Raw genomic sequence first — 18686 nt, forward strand, 5'->3', positions numbered from 1 at the left:
ACGAGGGCCGCCGACGCGGCCAGGATCGCGAGTGCCCGGGAGCGCAGCGAGCGGGCCGAATGTGACCGGCGCCGGGAGCGCAGCGAGCGGGCCGACTGCGACCGTGTCATCATGCGATCCCCCGTGGTGTCGCGACGAGTTCGACGAGGCGCCCGAGCCAGTCGATCGTCATGGCGAGCAGCGCGACCAGGATCGCGCCCGAGACCAGCAGCTTGGGCAGGAACAGTGTGATGCCGGTGGTGATGAGGGTGCCCAGGCTGTTCGCGCCGATGAACGTGCTGAGGGTGGCGGTGCCGACCAGGATCACCAGTGCGGTCCGCACCCCGTTGAGGATGACGGGTACCGCGAGCGGGAGTTCGACCTGGACGAGGGTGCGGACGGCGGACAGGCCGATGCCCCGCGATGCCTCGACGGTCCGTTGATCGACCTGACGCAATCCGACGATGGTGTTCTGCAGGATCGGGAGCACCGCGTAGACGACCAGGCCGACGACGGCGGTGTTGAAACCGGTCCCGAGCCAGAAGGTGAACAGCACCAGCAGACCGATCGCCGGCGCCGCCTGCCCGATGTTGGCGATGTTCACCGCGATCGGGTTCAGCCACCGGAGCGACGGCCGGGTGAGCGCGATACCCAGTGGGATCGCGATCACGACGACGATGACGGTGGCGACGAGAGTCAGTTGGATGTGATCGAGGATGGTGGCGCGCAGCGCGGCCCACGACATCGACGCGCTCTCGGTGGTGGTGAACGTGGTGTTCGCGTACCAGATGGCGAAACCCACCCCGACGACCACGATCACGAGCGGTTCGAACCACACGTCGATGGGGATACGGGAGAGCCGTCGTCGAAAGCCGCTCGGGACCGACTCCGGGGCAGGCGGTTTCGCGGTCTCGGTGATCCTCGCCTCTTCGGCGATGAAACCCGTCACCGCTCGGCGCTCGTCTCGGGCGTGCCCACCGGCGCCGTCGCGGAACCGGCGCCTGCGGCAGGTTCCAGGCCGGGCTCGTCGTCGGCCGCGACGACCGGGGTCTCGACGGGAGCAGATCCCTCGGCGTGGTCGAGATAGCCGCCGTGGTCGTCGTCTTCCCGCACCGTCGCGAGTTGGCCGCGGATCGCTTCCATCACCGAGGCGATGTTCAGCGCACCGACGACCGCGCCGCGTCCGTCGGTGACGAGCACACCACCCTGGCTCGTCGCGAGCATCGAGTCGAGAGCGTCGTTCAGTGTGGAGGACTTGGCCACGACGGGGAGGCGATGGTCGAGGTAGTCGGAGACCTCCGGCTTGGCGCGGATCTCCTCGATCGACGGCCATGCGCGTGGGCGGCCGTGTTGGTCGACGACGGCGACCCAGTCCTCGCCGGCCGCCTTCGCGCGGGTCACCACGGCACCGGACGGTTCTCCGACCCGGGCGGTGATCACCTCTTTGAAGTCGACATCGCGGACGCGGGTGAGGGTCAGGTGGGCGAGAGTCGCGCCCGATCCCACGAACTCCTCGACGAACGGGCTCGCCGGATTGGCCAGGATCTCCTCCGGCGGCGCGAACTGTTCGATGTGCCCGCCCTCGGAGAGGATCAACACCTTGTCGCCGAGTTTGGTCGCCTCCTCGAAGTCGTGGGTGACGATGACGATGGTCTTGGCCAGCTCGTGCTGGATCGCGATCAGCTTGTCCTGCAGGCGTGCTCGGGTGATCGGATCGACGGCGCCGAACGGCTCGTCCATCAGCAGCACCGGGGGATCGGCGGCGAGGGCGCGTGCGACGCCGACCCGCTGCTGCTGGCCGCCGGACATGTCCTTGGGGAGCCGGTCGGCGAAGGTCGCGGCGTCGAGTCCGACGAGGTCGAGCAGGTACTCGGTGCGCTCGGCGATACGTTTCTTGTCCCAGTTCAGGATTCGCGGGATGGCGCCGATGTTCTTGCTCACCGACCAGTGCGGGAAGAGTCCGCCGGACTGGATGACGTAGCCGATGGACTGCCGCAGCTTGTCCGGGTTCTCCGCGGTGACGTCGCGTCCGCCGATGTAGATGCGCCCCTCGGTGGGTTCGATGAGGCGGTTGATCATCTTCAGCGTCGTCGTCTTGCCACATCCGGACGGGCCGACGAAGGCGACGATGTCACCGGCGTCGATCTCCAGGTCGAGACGGGCGACGGCCGGCGTGGTGGCTCCGCGGTAACGTTTGGCCACGCCGTCGAGGCGGATGGACTCCCCGGTGACGTTGCGGTTGTTGCCGTTCGGCGCGGACGAGGTGGCGGAGTCGGTCATGAGAGTCCCTTGGAGATGGTGAGTCGGCCGAGCAGAACCAGGAGAGCGTCGAAGACGAGGGCGATGATGACGATCAGGATCGTTCCGGCGAGCGCCATTTCGAGTGCATTGGCACCACCGAGGCGGGAAAGCCCGTTGAAGATCAGCGATCCCAGGCCGGGGCCGAGGACGTAGGCGACGATCGCGGCGACACCGACGATCATCTGGGTCGACACGCGGATGCCGGTCAGGATCACCGGCCAGGCGATCGGCAACTCGACGGTGAGCAGGATGCGCCATCTCGAAAGCCCGATGCCGCGGGCGGATTCGACCACGGCCGGCGGCACGGACCGTAGGCCGACGACCGCGTTGCCGATCACCGGCAGCGTGGCGAAGAAGGCCAGCATCAGAAACGACGGCGTCACACCGAGTCCGAACGGCACGATCAACAGGGCCAGGAGGGCAAGCGACGGAATGGTCAGCGCCACACGGCTCGACGTCAGCGTCAGCGCGCTGGCGAGCGGGAGGCGATAGACCACGGCGGCGATGAGGATCGCCACGGCGGTACCCACGAGCACTGTCTGGAACGACAGCGACGCGTGTTGATAGGTCAGAAAAGTGAGTGATCGGGCGTTCTCGCTGAGGTAATCCCACAATTGCACTGTCGGTGTCCCATCCCCGGTGTCCCACCCCCGGTGTCTGCGTCGACATTACGCAGAGTTGAACGAGACTGCCGACATTTGGACCGATCCAGTGTGACTTTCACGCGGCGTGGGTCGATCTCCGCTCGACGCGGTGCCATCCTGGATGGGTGAGTGAGACTGCGCTGACCAGCTCGGAGGTCGGACCCGACGACGATCGGGCCCACCTGGCCGAGGCCGTGCGTTCCTGGACGCGCATCGTCGCCTGGGTGCTGAGTGTCGGCGGGGCCATCGGCTTCGTCGCGGCGTTCGTGCTGACCGTGGAACGATTCGAACTGGCAGCCGACCCCGAGTACGTGCCGTCCTGCAACTTCAACCCGGTGCTGAGCTGTGGTTCGGTGATGGCGCAGCCGCAGGCGGCGCTCTTCGGTTTCCCCAACCCGCTGCTCGGGATCGCCGGTTTCGCGGTCGCGATCACCACCGGGATGGCCTTGCTGGCCGGGGCGCGCCTCGCCGGCTGGTACTGGGCGGGGCTACAGGTCGGGGTCACCGCGGCGATGGTCTTCATCGGGTGGCTGATCTATTCGAGCCTCTACTCGATCGGGGCGCTGTGTCCGTACTGCATGGTCGTCTGGGCGGTCACACTGCCGATCTTCGTCCTCGTCAGCGTGCGTAACGCGCACGCGAGCGGTCTCACCTCGCGGTCCCGTGTCGCGCTTGCGCTGGCCCGGAACCACGCCCCCATCCTCGTCGCGGCGGTCGGCCTCGTGATCGTGCTGATCGCGGTGCGGTTCTGGTCGTACTGGTCGAGCCTCTACTGAACCCGACCTCGCGCGACCGCTCGGAATCTCCCGAGGTGCACCACTACGCTGGGCCCATGGCTATCGGGCGTCCATCGGAGGGTTCGGCGGAGGTGCAGCGCGCGCCGCGGGCGCGGATGACCGGCGCGCAACGGCGATTGCAGCTCATCGAGGTGGCGCGCGGGCTGTTCGCCGAACGGGGTTTCGAGGGCACGTCGATCGAAGAGATCGCGCAGCGCGCCGGTGTCTCGAAACCGATCGTCTACGAGCACTTCGGCGGCAAAGAAGGTCTGTACGCGGTGGTCGTCGACCGTGAGATGGAGACCCTGCTGGAGATGGTGACCTCGTCGCTGTCGAAGAACCGCTCGCTCTATCGCATCCAGCAGGTCGCACTCGCGCTGCTGACGTACATGGAGGAGCGCACCGACGGCTTCCGCATCCTGGTCCGCGGCGACAGCACCGCGAGCACGGACGAGACGGCGACCTACTCGAGTCTCCTGAACGACGCGATCAGTCAGGTCGAGCACATCCTGGCCGGGGACTTCGAACGACGCGGCTTCGATCCCGCCCTCGCACCGCTCTACGCCCAGGCGCTCGTCGGGATGGTGTCGGTGACGGCGCAGTGGTGGCTCGACGTCCGCGAACCGTCGAAGGAGGTCGTGGCGGCGCACCTGGTCAACCTGTGCTGGAACGGGCTCACCCGACTCGAACCCGATCCCGAACTCGTCGGGCCCGACTACGTCGAATCGCGCAAGCGGACCACCGTCGACGACGCCTGACCGGGGGCCGCTCGCGTCCCGGCCCACACCCGACCCGAGGTGCACGGCAGTGTGCCCCAACCGCGTCTATTGTTGATTCACTCTGCGTCCCCCGGCCGGAAGGATCAACCGATGTCGACCCCGCACGGCGCCGGCCGGCCGGCCATCGCATCCCGCTGAGGCGCCGCGCGTGGAGACCGTCGGCATCTACCTGGTCGTCATCTTCGGGTGCGGGTTCCTCGCGCGTGTGGCCCGCCTGCCGACCCTCGTCGGCTACCTCGCCGCCGGGTTCATCCTGCACGCACCGGGAATCGACGAACTGCCGATCATCGACACGATGGCCGAACTGGGCGTCACGATCCTGTTGTTCACGATCGGGCTCAAGCTCGACGTGCGGATGCTGCTCCGGCGCGAGGTCGTCATCACCACGGCGGTGAACCTGCTCGTCATCCTCGGTCTCACAATGGGTTTCCTCGGCGTCCTGGGTGCCATCGGGGTGCGGCTGCTCGCCGGCGAGGGCTGGGAGACGGTGGCGCTGTTGGGATTTGCGCTGTCCTTCTCGAGCACGGTGTTCGTCGTCCAGGTACTCGACGAGCGGTCGGAGTCGCATTCCCTCTACGGCCGGATCGCCATCGGCGTCCTCGTGCTGCAGGACATCGTCGCCGTCGTCTATCTGACCGCCATGCAGGGCGAGCCGCCGAGCCCCTGGGCGCTGGCCCTGGTGTTGCTGATCCCCGGCGCGTGGATCGTCCGGCGGTTGTGGAACACCCTCGGCCACGGCGAGTTGCAGACGTTGTTCGGGATCGTCATGGCGCTCGTACCCGGCTACTGGCTCTTCGAATCCGTGGGTGTCAAGGGCGACTTCGGCGCGATGATCATCGGCGTCCTCCTCGCTTCGCACCCGCGTGCGGGGGAGTTGTCGCGGACGTTGTTCGGTTTGCGTGAGCTGCTGTTGGTCGGTTTCTTCGTGTCGATCGGCCTGCACGTCACACCGACGACCGAGACCGTGCTGCTCGGCCTGCTCCTGCTCATCCTGCTGCCGCTCGAGGGAGCGGTGTACACGCTGGTCCTCTCGCTGTTCGGCCTGCGTCGCCGGACGTCGATCCTCACCGGACTCGCTCTGGCCAACTTCTCGGAATTCGGGCTCATCGTGATCGCGACCGGTGTGGGGGCCGGCATCATCGGCGAGGACTGGCTGGTGGTGACATCGGTCGCGGTGGCGGGAAGCTTCGTGTTCTCCACCCTCGTCAACCGTCGCGGCACGGGCCTGGTGACCCGGCTGTCGGCGTTCGTCCCGACCACGGCCGCCGCCCGGGCGCACCCCGACGACGCGCCGATCGTGCTGGCGCCGGCGCGCGTACTCGTCCTCGGGATGGGTCGCGTCGGCCACTCGGTCTACGACCGGCTGGTCGACGAATACGGCCTGCCCGTGATCGGCGTGGAGAACGACCCGCTCAAGGCGAGCGAACTGGCCGAGCAGGGTGTCCGGGTACTCGACGCCGACGCCACCGAGACCGATTTCTGGGACCGGGCCGTCGGCGTCGGCGACCTCGAACTGCTCGTCCTGGCCATGCCCTTCCACGGCTCGAATCTCGTGGCGCTCGAACGGATCGAGGAGCTCGGCGTCACGGGGACCATCGCCGTCGTCGCGCAGTACGACGACGAACGCGACGAGTTACTCCAGCGAGGGGCCGATGTGGCGTTCCACATCTACGAGGGCACCGGCGTCGGATTGGCCGACGCGGCTGCCGAGGCCGCGGGTCTGGAACGCTGAGCGACGGCTGACCCCGACCCGGTGGCCAGGCCGGTCAGGCGCCCGCGACGGGAGCATCGTCGCCGTTCCAGAGGTCCTTCTGCATGTAGACGCAGTCGATCCACTGCTCGGCCTTGTGACCGATGGCGCGCAGGCGACCCACCTCGTCGAATCCGAACCGCCGGTGCAATGCGATCGAGCCCTCACCTCCGGTCGCGGCGATGACCGCGACGATCTGGCGGACGTTGTCCGGGTCGGCGCGGGCGAGCAGCGCGGACATCAACGCGGTGCCGATCCCGCGCCCCCCGTGACCGGGCCGCACGTAGATCGAGTCCTCGGTCGACAGGTCGTACGCGGGCATCGTCCGGAACGTCCCCAGGTAGGCGTATCCGACGACGTGCTCGACCCCGTCGTCGACCGCGCGGGCCACCACGAACGGCCGGCCCGCAGCGGTGATCGCGGCGTGCTTGGCATGCCACTGCGAGACCGACGGAACCAGGTAGTCGAAGGTCGCGACGGTGTGCTGCACGTAGTGCGCGTAGATGTCCGCGACGGCCTCGCAATCGTCGATCGTCGCGTCTGACACGCGGATCGGGGGCGAGGTCGCGCCGGAGGTGCGGTCGCTCATGCCGATGAGAGTAGGGCAGGGGCGCCGACGGCGAGAACTCCGTCGGGACGAGTCCGCCGACCGGGCAGGGCGGGCCGATCGGCGACCCATACAATCGACGGAGTGTCGACGCTGTCTGCCCTGTCCGGTCTGGCCACACTCGCGTGTGCGGACAAGTCCTTCCGCGAGGTGCACAAGCACCGCGACGAGCGCCGACTGGACATCACCGCGCCGGATGCCGCGCGCCCCTTCCTCGTCTCGTGCCTGGTCACCGATGCGCAGGCGCCGCTGTTGGTCGTGTCGGCCAACGGCCGCGAGGCCGACGATCTGACGGCCGAGCTGGGCGAACTCCTCGACGACGCCGGGGCCGTCGCACAGTTCCCGTCCTGGGAGACGCTGCCGCACGAGCGGCTCTCCCCGAGTGCGGACACCGTCGGACAGCGACTGGCCGTGCTGCACCGCCTGGCGAACCCCGGCGACACCCCGCTGCGGGTCGTCGTGACCACTGTTCGCTCGCTCGTCCAGCCGATGGCACCGGGCCTCGCCGACGTCGCCACGGTGACCCTGCGTGAGGGCATCGAGGTCGACTTCGACGCACTGCTGTCCCAGTTGGTCGAGATGGCCTATGAGCGCGTCGACATGGTCGGCCGACGCGGCGAGTTCGCGGTACGCGGCGGCATCCTCGACGTCTTTCCGACGACCGCCGATCATCCGGTGCGCGTGGAGTTCTGGGGCGACGAGATCACCGAGATGCGTGCGTTCTCGGTGGCCGACCAGCGCAGCCAGCCCGAGGTCGAGACCAGCGAGGTGCGGATTCACCCGTGCCGTGAACTGCTCCTGACCGAGAAGGTCCGTGCGCGGGCCGCCGATCTCGCGGCCGCCGATCCGGGCGACACGACCATGACCGAGATGTTGGGCAAACTCGCCGAGGGCATCCCGGTGGAGGGGATGGAGGCGCTGATCCCCGCGCTCGTCGACGGCGACATGCAGTTGCTGACCGAGGTGATCCCCGACGGCACACGGGTCCTCATCCTCGACCCGGAGAAGGTGCGGACCCGGGCCTCCGATCTGTCGAAGACGGGTGCGGAATTCCTCGAGGCGTCGTGGACCGCCGCCGCCATGGGCGCCTCGGCGCCGATCGACGGCCGGTCGTCGGAGAGCCTCGGCATCGACCTGCAGGCCAGCGCGTACCGCTCTCTCGACGAGGTGCGGAAGGCGACGCTCGCCGCCGGCCGGCCCTGGTGGACCCTGAGTCCACTCGCGACCGGCAGCGGTGACGAACTCGAACTGGACCTGGCTCCCGGCCCGGCGCCACGGGGCGACGACCGCGAGATCGCGGCGACGTTCGCGCAGTTGCGCGCCCACGTCTCCGACGGCAAGACGGCGGCGATCGTGGTGGCGGGCAAGGGCACCGCGCAGCGTGTCGGCGAACGACTGTCCGACGCCGAGGTGCCCTACGTGATCGCCGAACCCGGGCATCGGCCGCAGCCCGGCGAGGTGACCGTCTTCTGCGCGCCGCTGCGTGCCGGGATCGTCTGTCCCGACGCGGGTCTCGTGGTGGTCGCCGAGGCCGACCTCACCGGTACACGGGTCGCGAACGTCCGGGACGGCCGCCGGCTGCCGGCGAAGCGGCGCAACCAGGTCGACCCGCTCGCCCTGGCCGCCGGCGACCTGGTGGTGCACGACCAGCACGGCATCGGCCGGTTCGTCGAGATGATCGAGCGGACCGTCTCGGGTGCCCGGCGCGAGTACCTCGTCCTGGAGTACGCCTCGAGCAAACGCGGCCAGCCGGCCGATCGGTTGTATGTCCCGATGGACGCACTCGACCAGCTCTCGCGGTACGTCGGCGGCGAACAACCGTCGCTGTCGAAACTCGGCGGGTCGGACTGGCAGAACACGAAACGCAAGGCGCGCAAGGCTGTTCGCGAGATCGCCGGCGAGCTCGTACAGCTCTATGCCGCCCGCCACGCCGCGCCCGGACACGCATTCGGTCCCGACACCCCGTGGCAGCAGGAAATGGAAGACGCCTTCGACTTCACCGAGACCGTGGATCAGCTCACGGTCATCGCCGAGGTCAAGGCCGACATGGAACGTGCGGTGCCGATGGACCGCGTCGTGGTCGGCGACGTCGGTTACGGCAAGACCGAGATCGCGGTCCGCGCCGCCTTCAAGGCCGTGCAGGACGGCAAGCAGGTCGCTGTCCTCGTCCCGACGACCATTCTGGCGCAACAACATCTGCAGACCTTCACCGAGCGGATGAGCGGATTCCCGGTGCGGGTGCGCGGCCTGTCGCGGTTCACCGACGCCAAGGAATCCCGCGAGATCACCCAGGCGATGTCCAAGGGCGAGGTGGATGTCGTCATCGGTACCCACCGCCTCCTGCAGACCGGGATCGTCTGGAAAGACCTCGGACTCGTGATCGTCGACGAGGAGCAGCGGTTCGGTGTGGAACACAAGGAACACATCAAGTCGCTGCGCACCCATGTCGACGTGCTGACGATGTCGGCCACCCCGATCCCGCGCACGCTGGAGATGTCGATGGCCGGGATTCGCGAGATGTCGACGATCCTGACCCCGCCCGAGGAACGGCACCCGGTGCTCACCTACGTCGGCGCCTACGCGCCCAAGCAGGTCGCCGCCGCCATCCGCCGCGAGCTGTTGCGTGACGGCCAGGTCTTCTACGTGCACAACCGGGTGTCGACCATCGACAAGATGGCCAAGGACATCGCGGCGATGGTCCCGGAGGCGAGAGTCGTTGTCGCACATGGGCAGATGGGCGAGGATCAGCTCGAGCGCACGGTGTCGGGATTCTGGAATCGCGAGTACGACGTGCTGGTCTGTACGACGATCATCGAGACCGGTCTGGACATCTCGAACGCCAACACCCTGATCGTCGACCGCGCCGAGAACCTCGGCCTCTCGCAGCTACATCAGCTGCGCGGTCGCGTCGGTCGCAGCCGCGAGCGTGGATACGCCTACCTGCTCTACAGCCCCGACCGGCCGCTGACCGAGACCGCCTACGACCGGCTGGCGACGATCGCGCAGAACAACGAGCTCGGCGCGGGAATGGCGGTGGCGCTGAAGGATCTCGAGTTGCGCGGCGCCGGAAACGTGTTGGGCGCCGAGCAGTCCGGGCACGTCGCGGGCGTCGGCTTCGATCTCTACGTCCGGCTGGTCGGCGAGGCGGTGGAGGCCTACCGCGCGGCCGCGGACGGTAAGCCCGTCGAATCCCGGGAGACGGGCGAGGTGCGCATCGACCTCCCCGTCGACGCACACATCCCGGTCGAGTACGTCGATTCCGACCGCCTGCGTCTCGAGGCGTACCGCAAGCTCGCGTCGGCGACCGACGACGCCGCGGTCGACTCGGTCCTCGTCGAACTCAACGACCGCTACGGCCCACCACCGGTGGAGACCACGCGGCTGGCATCCATCGCCCGGCTGCGTTTGCGATGCCGGGAGCGGGGGATCACCGAGATCGGTCTCGCCGGACAGGGAATGAAGATCTCGCCGCTGTCGCTGCTCGACAGCGAGCAGGTACGTCTTCGTCGCCTGTACTCGTCGGCCACCTACCGGGCGACGACGTCGGTGGTCACGCTGCCCATCCCGCGCACCGGAGGCGTGGGGTCGGCGCGCCTGCGCGACGACGAGCTGATCGAGTATCTGACGACCTTCCTCACCCAACTGCGGCCGGAGCCGGTCACGTGACGGTGGTGCTGCTGGACCCGGCACGGCCGGATCTGATCCCCATTCGGGCACGCTCATGTCTCGCCGGGCCGGTGCAGGTCACCGAGGACGTGCCCGCGGCGATGCTGTGGGAGTTCGACCACGTCGAACCCGTCTTCGACGACGCACCCGTCGATCCGGGGTCGGTGCTCGTCAGTACCGATCCCGAACATCCGCTGGTGCAGGCGCGAATCGCGCGCGGGGAAGACGTCATCGCGGCGCAGACGGTCTCCGGCATGGCGCTTCTCGAGTCCGTGGCGTTGATGGACACATTGCGTCGGAACGGCCCGTGGGAGAGCACCCAGACGCACCACTCGTTGCGGCGTTACCTGCTCGAAGAAGTCTACGAGTTGCTCGACGCCATCGAGGCCGGTGACCCCGTGGAGCTCCGTGAAGAACTCGGCGACCTCCTGCTGCAGGTGCTGTTCCACGCGCGCATCGCCGCCGACGACCCGGAGTCGCCGTTCGACATCGACGACGTCGCACGGAGTTTCACGTCGAAGGTGACCGGCCGGACCCCCGGTGTGCTGTCCGGCGCCCACTCGGATCTGGAGACCCAGATCCGGGAATGGGAGGAACGCAAGGCGGCCGAGAAGCGCCGCGGCTCGGTGTTCGACGGCGTCGCCACGACCCAGCCCGCTCTCGCCCTGGTGCAGAAGGTCCTCGAACGGCTCACCGCGGCCGGTTATCCCGTCGACACCATCCCCGCGGAGACCCTGACCGTGACGGTCGTCGCCGGCGGCGACAGCGTCGAGGCGCAGGCGCGGGACCGAGCGCTCGCGTTGATGGCGGACGTGCACGCGGCAGAAGCGCGTGCGGCCGAGCGAGGCGTCACCCTCGACTCGCCCGAGGCGTGGTCGGCCGTGCTGGGCGAGAACCCGGCCTGATCATCAAGCGCGCAGTTGTCGCGTTTCGTTGCGATCCACGCAACGAAACGCGACGACTGTCGCGAGGTGTGGGAGATGAACCGGATCGAGGCTCAGACGGACAGTGCGGCCAGCTGTTTCGTGAACTCCGCCTCGTCGATTCGCGTGTGGCGTCCGTCCTCGACGACGATCTCGCCACCCACCATCACCGTGTCGACGATGGACCGTGATCCGGTGGTGAGCAGCGACGCGCCGGGATCCCGGACGGGGAGGGTGGCGTAGTCGCGATCGAACCGCACCAGGGTGAGGTCCGCGGGCGACCCGACCGTCACGCCGCCGGTCACCGGCGACAGACCGAGCGCGGAGTTGGCGCCGCCGCAGGCGATGTCGAGCATCTCGGGGAACCCGAGCAGGTCCGCACGCCGGTGGACGGCACGTTGCAGGTAAGCGGCGATGCGCAGCGTCGCCAGCATGTCCTGGGTGTCGTTGCTGGCGGCGCCGTCCACGCCCAGCCCGACCGCCAGGCCGCGCTCCAGCATCGCCGGGATCGGGGCCACCCCGCTGCCGAGCCGCATGTTCGACAGCGGGTTGTGCGACACCGCAACCTTCCGGGCGGCGAGGGTGCGCTGGCCGGCGTCGTCGAGCTCGACGCAATGGACGGCGAGGACGCGGTCCCACAGGAAGCCGTTGCGGTCGAGGTGGTCGACGGCCCCGAAGCCGGTGTGCTGCCGACACATCTGCTCGTCGGTGCCGGTCTCGAGCAGGTGGATGGAGACCGGCAGTCCACGTTCCTGCGCGAAGTCGCGGATCGTCCGCATCCCGGCGTCGGTGACCGAGCGCGGATTGGGTACCGCCAGGGCCATCGAGATCGCTGACCCGGCAACCTCGTTGCGGAGATGGTCGACGTGGTCGAGGACCTCGCCGAGGGGTTGCATCAGCCGCGGTTCGAACCCCCACTTGCGGCTCGGGTCGGCCCGGTCGGCGACCCCGCGGCCGAGGACTGCGCGGATTCCGGTGTCGCGCAGTGCCCGTACGACGGCGTCATGGATCTCGTGCGACGGGTTCGGCCACATGTGTTCGACGACGGTCGTCGTGCCCGATCGCAACAGTTCGAGGCAGGCCGAGACAGCGGCGAGGTAGGCCCGCTCGGGTGTGATCGCCACCGATTCCTCGCCCACGGCCAGCAACCATTCGAGCAACGGTGTGCATTCGGCGATTCCCCGCATGAGCGACTGCTGGAGGTGCGTGTGGGTGTTGACGAACCCGGGGATGACGTAGCCGCCGGTATCTTCGCCCGGACGGTCGGTGGGCGCGATCGCGGTGACGATCCCGTCGACGACATGGACGTCGTGATGGGCTTTCCACTGCCCGGCCGTGTAGACGGTGACGTCGCGAAAGGCCGGGGCCGCCGCGGTGACGGCGGCCCCGGGCAATGATGTGTCGGTCACTTCGCGAAGTTCGCGGCGATGCGCTGGGCGAGGTAGTCGGCGGCGGTGATCGGCGGGTAGGTGCCGCCCGCGCTCTCGATCAGCACGTCGGAGTTCGCTTGGGCGAAATACGCGAGCGTGTAGCGCGGACCGGTGTACTCGCCTCGGCGGGGAGCCCGGACCCGATGGAAGTTCGACGGCAGTCGGTCGTCGGACCAGCGCATCAGCATGTCGCCGATGTTGCAGGTGATGGCGTCGTCGGACGGCTCGACCGACGTCCAGGCCTGACCGTCGGCCTCGGCTCCCGGTAGCACCTGCAGACCTCCCTGACCGGACCGCTGGAACAGCAGGGTCAGTGCGTCGAAGTCGGTGTGTGCGCCGGCGCGCCAACTGTTCTCGGAGTCGATCAGTTCGTCGGGGAACGCGTAGTAGTGCAGCAACCGCAGGGTGCTCTGGTAGGTGTCCGCCGTCGGGTCGTGCGCCCGGGTGAAGAAGTCGCGGTCGAGACCCAGACGCTCGGCGAAACAGCTGAGCAGGGTCATCGCCACCGACCAGCACCGGTGCTCGAAATCCTCGATGGTGGAGCGGAATCCGGCGAGCTCGCGCTCACTCGGCCACAGTCCGTCCATGCGGGGCCGGGTGAACTGGTAGGACTCCTTCTGGTCCGGTGTGCCGATCGACGGGCGTACCTGGGTGCGGTACTCCCAGCCCGCGTTCTGGCCCTTCTTGAGCGGATACTGCTCCTTGATCGAACGGGGGAGCGCGAAGAACCGGGCGGACATCTCGAACGCGTGGTCCACCGCGGCCAGGTCGATGCCGTGGTCGATCACCTGGAAGAAGCCGATGTCGGTTGCGGCCGACCAGAGTTGGTCGGCGATCTCGTCGCGGCGGTTGTCCAGATCGGCCAGACTGATCCGGCGGATCTCGCGGTCGGTGGTTTCGGTCCCCAGCCCGCCCATCCGGCGTTCCCGGTCGAGCTCGGTCAGGCCGGCCGAGGCGGCCGGCGATGGGGGTGTGGTGGTCTCTGTCATCGTGTGTCTCTCTGTGGTCGGGGAAGACGTGGGCGTCGGGTCAGCGGATCTGCTCATCGATGAACTGGGTCGTGAACAGCTGGTCGGCGGGCAATGCGGCCGGCAGGTCGGCGCCTCCGCCGTTCAGGATCGGCACGAGGTCGTTGATCACGTTCTGCGCCTTCACCATGTCGTAGCTGCCGTAGACACCGTCCGCGCCCGGGGCGATGACCGCGCGATCCTTCAGCAGGCCCGCCGAGTACGCCGCCTCCCCGGCTGAATACGGGGTGAAGGAGACGTCCTGGGACACCCAGTTGACGATGGTGGCGTTGACCGCGTCGGGCGAGGCCACGTAGTCCTTACCGGTCTGCTGGATCATCGGGACCAGCTTCTCCAGACACGGCGACATCTCCTCGACGTCACCGGCGCGGACCGAGACGTTCGACGCGTAGACGTCGTACCCGGCGTCCTTGACCATCGCGTAGGCGACCGGCTTGTTCCACGACGGGGTCTCGTTCTCGTAGGTGTAGGGCTCGGAGTTGGCGAACCCCTGCTGGGTGATCGACGGGTCGCCGACGAAACGTGCCGGGGCGCCGTCGTAACTGGTGTCGAGCTGACCCTGCTGCAGCAGCCCCTTCGCGACCAGCCACTGCGGGAAGATCTGATCCTTCGACACCACCACGCTGGCGTCGGATCGGCCGATGTCGGCGATCGTCTTCACGTCCGGGTGGGTTGCGGGGTCCCACATGATGATCGAGGGGTTGTACTGCAGCAGGGGCGTCACACCGACCACGCGTTGGTCCTTGGCGGCGGAGATCATCTGGTCGCCGTGGACGAGACCGAGGTGGATGGAGTCGTCGGAGTACATGGCCGAGGGCACCGACTGGAATCCGATGGCCGGTCCGCCGGCGCGCAGCGTGATGTCGACGCCGGTGTCCATGCCGTCGAAGACGAGCGGGCCGGAGACCGACTTGTTGTCGGTGTCGACGGTGTACCCGGGTCCGAGAAGTCCGATGACCCCGGCCATGTCCGACTGCGGTTGCCACTGCAGTTGAACCACCGCGTTGTCGGGGCAGGTTCCGGCGAGGGTGGATTCGGCCGGCGCCGAGGGGAGGCTCGACGACGCGGTGTCGTCGGACCCGGAACTCGAGCAGCCGGCGAGAACCGCTGCGCAGATCGTCGCCGCCGTGGCGGCGACGGCCAGACGCGACGTGCGGAGGCGGGTCATCTAATAGCAGAAAGACTGCAACAGTTACATGTAGACATGCACAGGGCGGGAAGGCCGGATGAAACTCTACGACACGGTGAGGGATGTGGATGCGCGTCATCTCACCAAAGATGTGGTCGCGTCCGTCTCCGGGGTGACGAAGCGATTCGAGTCCGGGACCCAGGCGCTGGACCGGGTGGACCTCGACGTGCGCGCCGGCGACTTCGTGGCCGTCGTCGGACCGTCGGGTTGTGGTAAGTCGACCCTGCTCCGGATGGCCGCCGGTCTCGAGAAGCCCACAGAGGGAAGCGTGGCACTGTCCACGGAGTCGGTCGGGTTCATCTTCCAGGAACCGACCCTCCTCGCCTGGCGCAGTGTGCGGGGCAATGTCGAACTCTGCGCCGAGATCGCCCGGCTGCCGCGGGGTGAACGACGACGCCGGGCGCAGGCCGCCATCGACGCGGTCGGTCTCACCGGGTTCGAGTCGCAATTGCCGCGCATGCTGTCCGGTGGCATGAAGATGCGTGCCTCGCTGGCCCGCGCGTTGACCTCCGAGCCCGAATTGTTGCTCCTCGACGAGCCTTTCGGCGCTCTCGACGAGATGACCCGGCTCGACATGCAATCCGAGCTGCAACGGCTCTACGCCGAACGCCGGTTCACCGCGATGTTCATCACGCATTCGGTGTCCGAAGCGGTCTTCCTCGCCAACCGGGTGATCGTGATGTCCGCACGCCCCGGGCGGATCGTCGCCGACATCGGCATCGACTTCGCTCACCCACGCCACCCGGATCTGCGCTACGACAGCCGTTTCACCGACCACGTCGCCGAGATCTCCGAGACCCTCCGAGGTGCACGATGACCACCGCCGCCCGATCTCGTCCCGCCGCCGGCGAGCACCACGGACCGGTCTCCGCGCCGCAGCCCGAACCCACACGCGGCGAACGGTCGTCGCGGAAGAGTGGCGCCCGCCGTGTCACGGCAGCCGTGCTGAGGTACGGAGCACCCCCGGTCCTCTCCCTCGCCGTGGGAATCGCCGCCTGGTACGCGGTCAGCTATCTCATCCTCACTCCGGAACGGCGTTTCCTGCTCCCGTCGCCACACAGCGTGCTGACCGAGTCGCTGCTGGACCCGGACAGCGTCGGCCCCATGCTCGACGCCCTGTGGGTCACCGCGAAGGTCTGTCTCGTGGGCTTCGCCTTCGCCGCGCTGATCGGGGTCGTCATCGGCGTCCTGATGAGCCGGGGGTCCTTCCTCGAACGCGCGATCTACCCCTGGGCCGTTGTGCTGCAGGTGATCCCGGTGCTCGCGATCGTTCCGCTGATCGGGCTCTGGTTCGGCTACGGGATGGTCGCCCGCACGATCGTGTGCGTGATCATCGCGATCTTCCCCATCATCGCCAACACGCATTTCGGGCTCGTCTCGGTCGACAAGTCCTCACAGGAGCTGTTCACCCTGTCGAAGGCCTCACCGGTGCAACGCCTGCTGATGCTCGAGTTCCCGTCGGCGCTCCCGTCGATGATGACCGGCTTTCGGACGGCCTCGGGGCTGGTCGTGGTGGGCGCCATCATCGGTGACATGTTCTTCGCCAAGGGCGAACCCGGTATCGGGACCCTGCTCGACATCTATCGGGCTCGCCTGCAGTCCGACGACCTCATCGCGGCGATCGTCCTGGCCTCGGTGTTCGGCATCCTCGTCTTCGGCGCCTTCAGCATTCTCAACGCAGCCGTGAACCGTCGTCGCTGAGGCCATCTCCGCGCTCGCAACCACCTCGACCCGAACCCATTCGGAGGATTCATGTTCACCGTTCCCACCATCGACATCTCGCCCTACCTCGACCCGGAGAGCTCGGCCGCGGCCCGCGACGGCGTGGCGCGCGCCCTCGACGACGCCTGCAGCGGAGTCGGTTTCGTCCAGATCGTCGGTCACGGCATCGCACCGGCCGTCATCGATGCCCTGACCGCGGCGCTCGACGAGTTCTACGCGCTGCCCCTCGAGGTGAAGAAGCAATACGCCCGCCCGGGGCAGAATCGTGGCTACAGCCCGCCGAAAAGTGAGTCGCTGAGCACGAGTCTGGGTGTGGCCGCGGCGAATCAGATGAACGACTTCTACGAGGCGTTCACCGTCGGCTCGGAGGGTTCCTGGTTCCCGGGCCTCGACCTGCCGGCGTCCAGCTACCCGACGAACACGTGGCCGGACGCGGCGCCGGGATTCCGCCCGGCCGTCGAATCCTGGTTCGACGCGGCGCGGGGCCTCTCACGAGTTCTGCTCACCGCCTTCACCGATGCGCTCGGTCTGCCGCCCGGGTACTTCGACGGGATGACCGATCACTCCATCGACGCGCTGAAGCTCAACAACTACACCCTCCCCGAAGGCGAGATCGAACTCGCCGGGGAGCTGACCGGGATGGGTGCGCACACCGACTTCGGCATCCTCACCGTGCTCTGGGCCGACCAGGTGCCCGGGCTCCAGGTGCTCGATCACGAGGGGCGGTGGCACGACGTGGCACCCGCCGACGGCGCGCTGCTGGTCAACCTCGGCGACGCCATGGCGCGGTGGACGAACGACCGGTGGCGATCGACTGTCCACCGCGTCGACCCGCCCGTCGTCGACGGCCGGATCCTGCGTCGTCGGTCGGCAGCGTTCTTCTTCGACGGCAACGCCGATGCCGTCATCGAGACGCTGCCCGGGTGTGCGCGTACCGACCACCCGGGATATCCGCCGATCACCGTCGCCGAGAACATCGATGCGAAGCTCGCCGGGATGAAGAGCGGAATCGCACCCGTCGGCGCCGAGCGCGAGGCGCAGCGCGTGATGGCCGCGGGATGAGGCCGGGGCATCGGCCTTCTACGCTGGGACGATCATGACGGGAAACGGAGACGACGGCGCGCTGCTCATGCAGTCGGTCCTGCGCCGGATACGAGACGAGATCTTCGACGGCACGCTCGAACCCGGTGCGTCGCTCTCGGTTCCGGGTCTGGCCGCCCGACTGGACGTGTCCCGCAGCCCGGTGCGCGAGGCGGTCCAACAACTCGTCATGGACGGGCTGGCGGTCTACACGCCTCGTGTCGGTGCGAAGGTGGCCGTCCTCGACGACGAGATGCTGCGGCACGTCTTCGAGGTTCGTGAGGTCCTCGACGGACTCGCCGCGCACCAGGCCACCATCCGGGTGACCCGTGCCGAGCTGACCGGGCTCTGGGATCGGGTTCGTGAGCAGGAGCGTCTGCTGGAGACCGAGCCCGATCACCGACGCGACGCCGAACTCGATCTCGACTTCCACACCGCGGTCCGGTCGCTGTCGGGCAACGCCCCGCTGTGCGACGCACTGCTGAAGCTCGACACCCAGTCACATCTCTACCGATCCGACATGTGGTCGCACGAGGACAACCGTCGGCACGCCGTGACCGAGCACCGCCGGATAGTCGCGGCACTGGAGGTCGGTGACGCCGACGAAGCCGACCGGGCCGCGCGCGCCCACGCCGCCGGCGTGCTCGTCCGGCTGCTCCGTACCTGATCCGGTGCGCGATCGCCGTGACCCCGGCCACCGGACTTTCGCCCACGCTGATTTGATCTCGTCAGGCGGTGCGGCGGCGGGAGAGAGCGCATCCGCCGCCCCGGGTGGGCCCCGGCAGGGGAATCGTCTGCGCCATCATGGGTGC

General features: G+C 68.2%; 16 protein-coding genes. 9 read left to right on the forward strand and 7 right to left on the reverse strand.

The annotated features are described in order from the left end of the window. Positions 1-109 precede the first annotated feature (109 nt). Genes LEL84_RS22705 through LEL84_RS22715 form a run of 3 tightly spaced genes read right to left on the reverse strand, consistent with a single transcriptional unit; the run spans position 110 to position 2900 of the window. On the reverse strand, positions 110-928 hold the full coding sequence (locus LEL84_RS22705) for an ABC transporter permease (RefSeq protein ID WP_058250826.1): 819 nt from the start codon (positions 926-928) through the stop codon (positions 110-112). After that, positions 925-2259 carry an ATP-binding cassette domain-containing protein gene (locus tag LEL84_RS22710; RefSeq protein ID WP_226512818.1) on the reverse strand — a complete coding sequence of 445 codons (1335 nt, stop codon included), beginning with the start codon at positions 2257-2259 and terminating at the stop codon, positions 925-927. The genes LEL84_RS22705 and LEL84_RS22710 overlap by 4 nt, the downstream gene beginning before the upstream one ends. Beyond that, the gene (locus LEL84_RS22715) at positions 2256-2900 is read right to left on the reverse strand and encodes an ABC transporter permease (protein ID WP_058250824.1); all 645 of its coding nucleotides are present in this window, start codon (positions 2898-2900) and stop codon (positions 2256-2258) included. Before LEL84_RS22715 ends, LEL84_RS22710 begins: the two co-directional genes overlap by 4 nt. A gap of 149 nt (positions 2901-3049) precedes the next feature. Here LEL84_RS22715 and LEL84_RS22720 point away from each other — a divergent pair, with 149 nt between their 5' ends. From LEL84_RS22720 to LEL84_RS22730, 3 genes are all read left to right on the forward strand, one after another. Continuing rightward, complete coding sequence (locus LEL84_RS22720; protein WP_226512819.1) at positions 3050-3700, forward strand: vitamin K epoxide reductase family protein; 651 nt, start codon at positions 3050-3052, stop codon at positions 3698-3700. A gap of 56 nt (positions 3701-3756) precedes the next feature. Then, positions 3757-4458: a TetR/AcrR family transcriptional regulator gene (locus tag LEL84_RS22725; protein ID WP_068971913.1), complete on the forward strand. Its 702-nt coding sequence runs from the start codon at positions 3757-3759 to the stop codon at positions 4456-4458. Between the two features lie 169 nt (positions 4459-4627). Further along, entirely contained in the window at positions 4628-6211 is a 1584-nt protein-coding gene (locus LEL84_RS22730) for a cation:proton antiporter family protein (protein ID WP_226512820.1), read from the forward strand. Positions 6212-6245: 34 nt separating this feature from the next. Here the strand turns inward: LEL84_RS22730 and LEL84_RS22735 are convergent, their stop codons facing one another. Further along, entirely contained in the window at positions 6246-6818 is a 573-nt protein-coding gene (locus LEL84_RS22735) for a GNAT family N-acetyltransferase (RefSeq protein ID WP_058250820.1), read from the reverse strand. A gap of 102 nt (positions 6819-6920) precedes the next feature. On the opposite strand from LEL84_RS22735, the gene mfd reads away from it, so the two are divergent. Both mfd and LEL84_RS22745 read left to right on the forward strand, forming a co-directional pair. Continuing rightward, positions 6921-10502 (forward strand): transcription-repair coupling factor, encoded by a 3582-nt coding sequence (gene mfd, locus LEL84_RS22740; protein WP_226512821.1) that lies wholly within the window; start codon positions 6921-6923, stop codon positions 10500-10502. Continuing rightward, positions 10499-11407 carry a MazG family protein gene (locus tag LEL84_RS22745; RefSeq protein WP_226512822.1) on the forward strand — a complete coding sequence of 303 codons (909 nt, stop codon included), beginning with the start codon at positions 10499-10501 and terminating at the stop codon, positions 11405-11407. Before mfd ends, LEL84_RS22745 begins: the two co-directional genes overlap by 4 nt. 92 nt (positions 11408-11499) lie before the next feature. On the opposite strand, the gene LEL84_RS22750 is transcribed toward LEL84_RS22745, so the two are convergent. The 3 genes from LEL84_RS22750 to LEL84_RS22760 are packed head-to-tail and all read right to left on the reverse strand — an operon-like array spanning position 11500 to position 15051. Continuing rightward, a complete protein-coding gene (locus tag LEL84_RS22750) occupies positions 11500-12834 on the reverse strand; it encodes an amidohydrolase family protein (protein ID WP_226512823.1) in 1335 nt (444 codons plus the stop codon). Further along, the gene (locus LEL84_RS22755; protein ID WP_159370418.1) at positions 12831-13844 is read right to left on the reverse strand and encodes an isopenicillin N synthase family dioxygenase; all 1014 of its coding nucleotides are present in this window, start codon (positions 13842-13844) and stop codon (positions 12831-12833) included. The genes LEL84_RS22750 and LEL84_RS22755 overlap by 4 nt, the downstream gene beginning before the upstream one ends. Positions 13845-13884: 40 nt before the next feature. Continuing rightward, on the reverse strand, positions 13885-15051 hold the full coding sequence (locus tag LEL84_RS22760; protein ID WP_226512824.1) for a nitrate ABC transporter substrate-binding protein: 1167 nt from the start codon (positions 15049-15051) through the stop codon (positions 13885-13887). A 58-nt stretch (positions 15052-15109) separates the two neighbouring features. On the opposite strand from LEL84_RS22760, the gene LEL84_RS22765 reads away from it, so the two are divergent. Genes LEL84_RS22765 through LEL84_RS22780 form a run of 4 tightly spaced genes read left to right on the forward strand, consistent with a single transcriptional unit; the run spans position 15110 to position 18541 of the window. After that, a complete protein-coding gene (locus tag LEL84_RS22765; RefSeq protein WP_065630925.1) occupies positions 15110-15889 on the forward strand; it encodes an ABC transporter ATP-binding protein in 780 nt (259 codons plus the stop codon). Further along, a complete protein-coding gene (locus LEL84_RS22770; protein WP_226512825.1) occupies positions 15886-16773 on the forward strand; it encodes an ABC transporter permease in 888 nt (295 codons plus the stop codon). Before LEL84_RS22765 ends, LEL84_RS22770 begins: the two co-directional genes overlap by 4 nt. A 51-nt stretch (positions 16774-16824) precedes the next feature. Continuing rightward, on the forward strand, positions 16825-17856 hold the full coding sequence (locus LEL84_RS22775; RefSeq protein WP_226512826.1) for an isopenicillin N synthase family dioxygenase: 1032 nt from the start codon (positions 16825-16827) through the stop codon (positions 17854-17856). A 34-nt stretch (positions 17857-17890) separates the two neighbouring features. Next, positions 17891-18541, forward strand: coding sequence for a GntR family transcriptional regulator (locus LEL84_RS22780; RefSeq protein ID WP_226512827.1), 651 nt, complete (start codon positions 17891-17893; stop codon positions 18539-18541). The last annotated feature ends 145 nt before the right edge of the window (positions 18542-18686 follow it).

The sequence above is a fragment of the Gordonia sp. WA4-43 genome (assembly GCF_020520305.1).
GTDB classification, from domain to species: Bacteria; Actinomycetota; Actinomycetes; order Mycobacteriales; family Mycobacteriaceae; genus Gordonia; species Gordonia hongkongensis.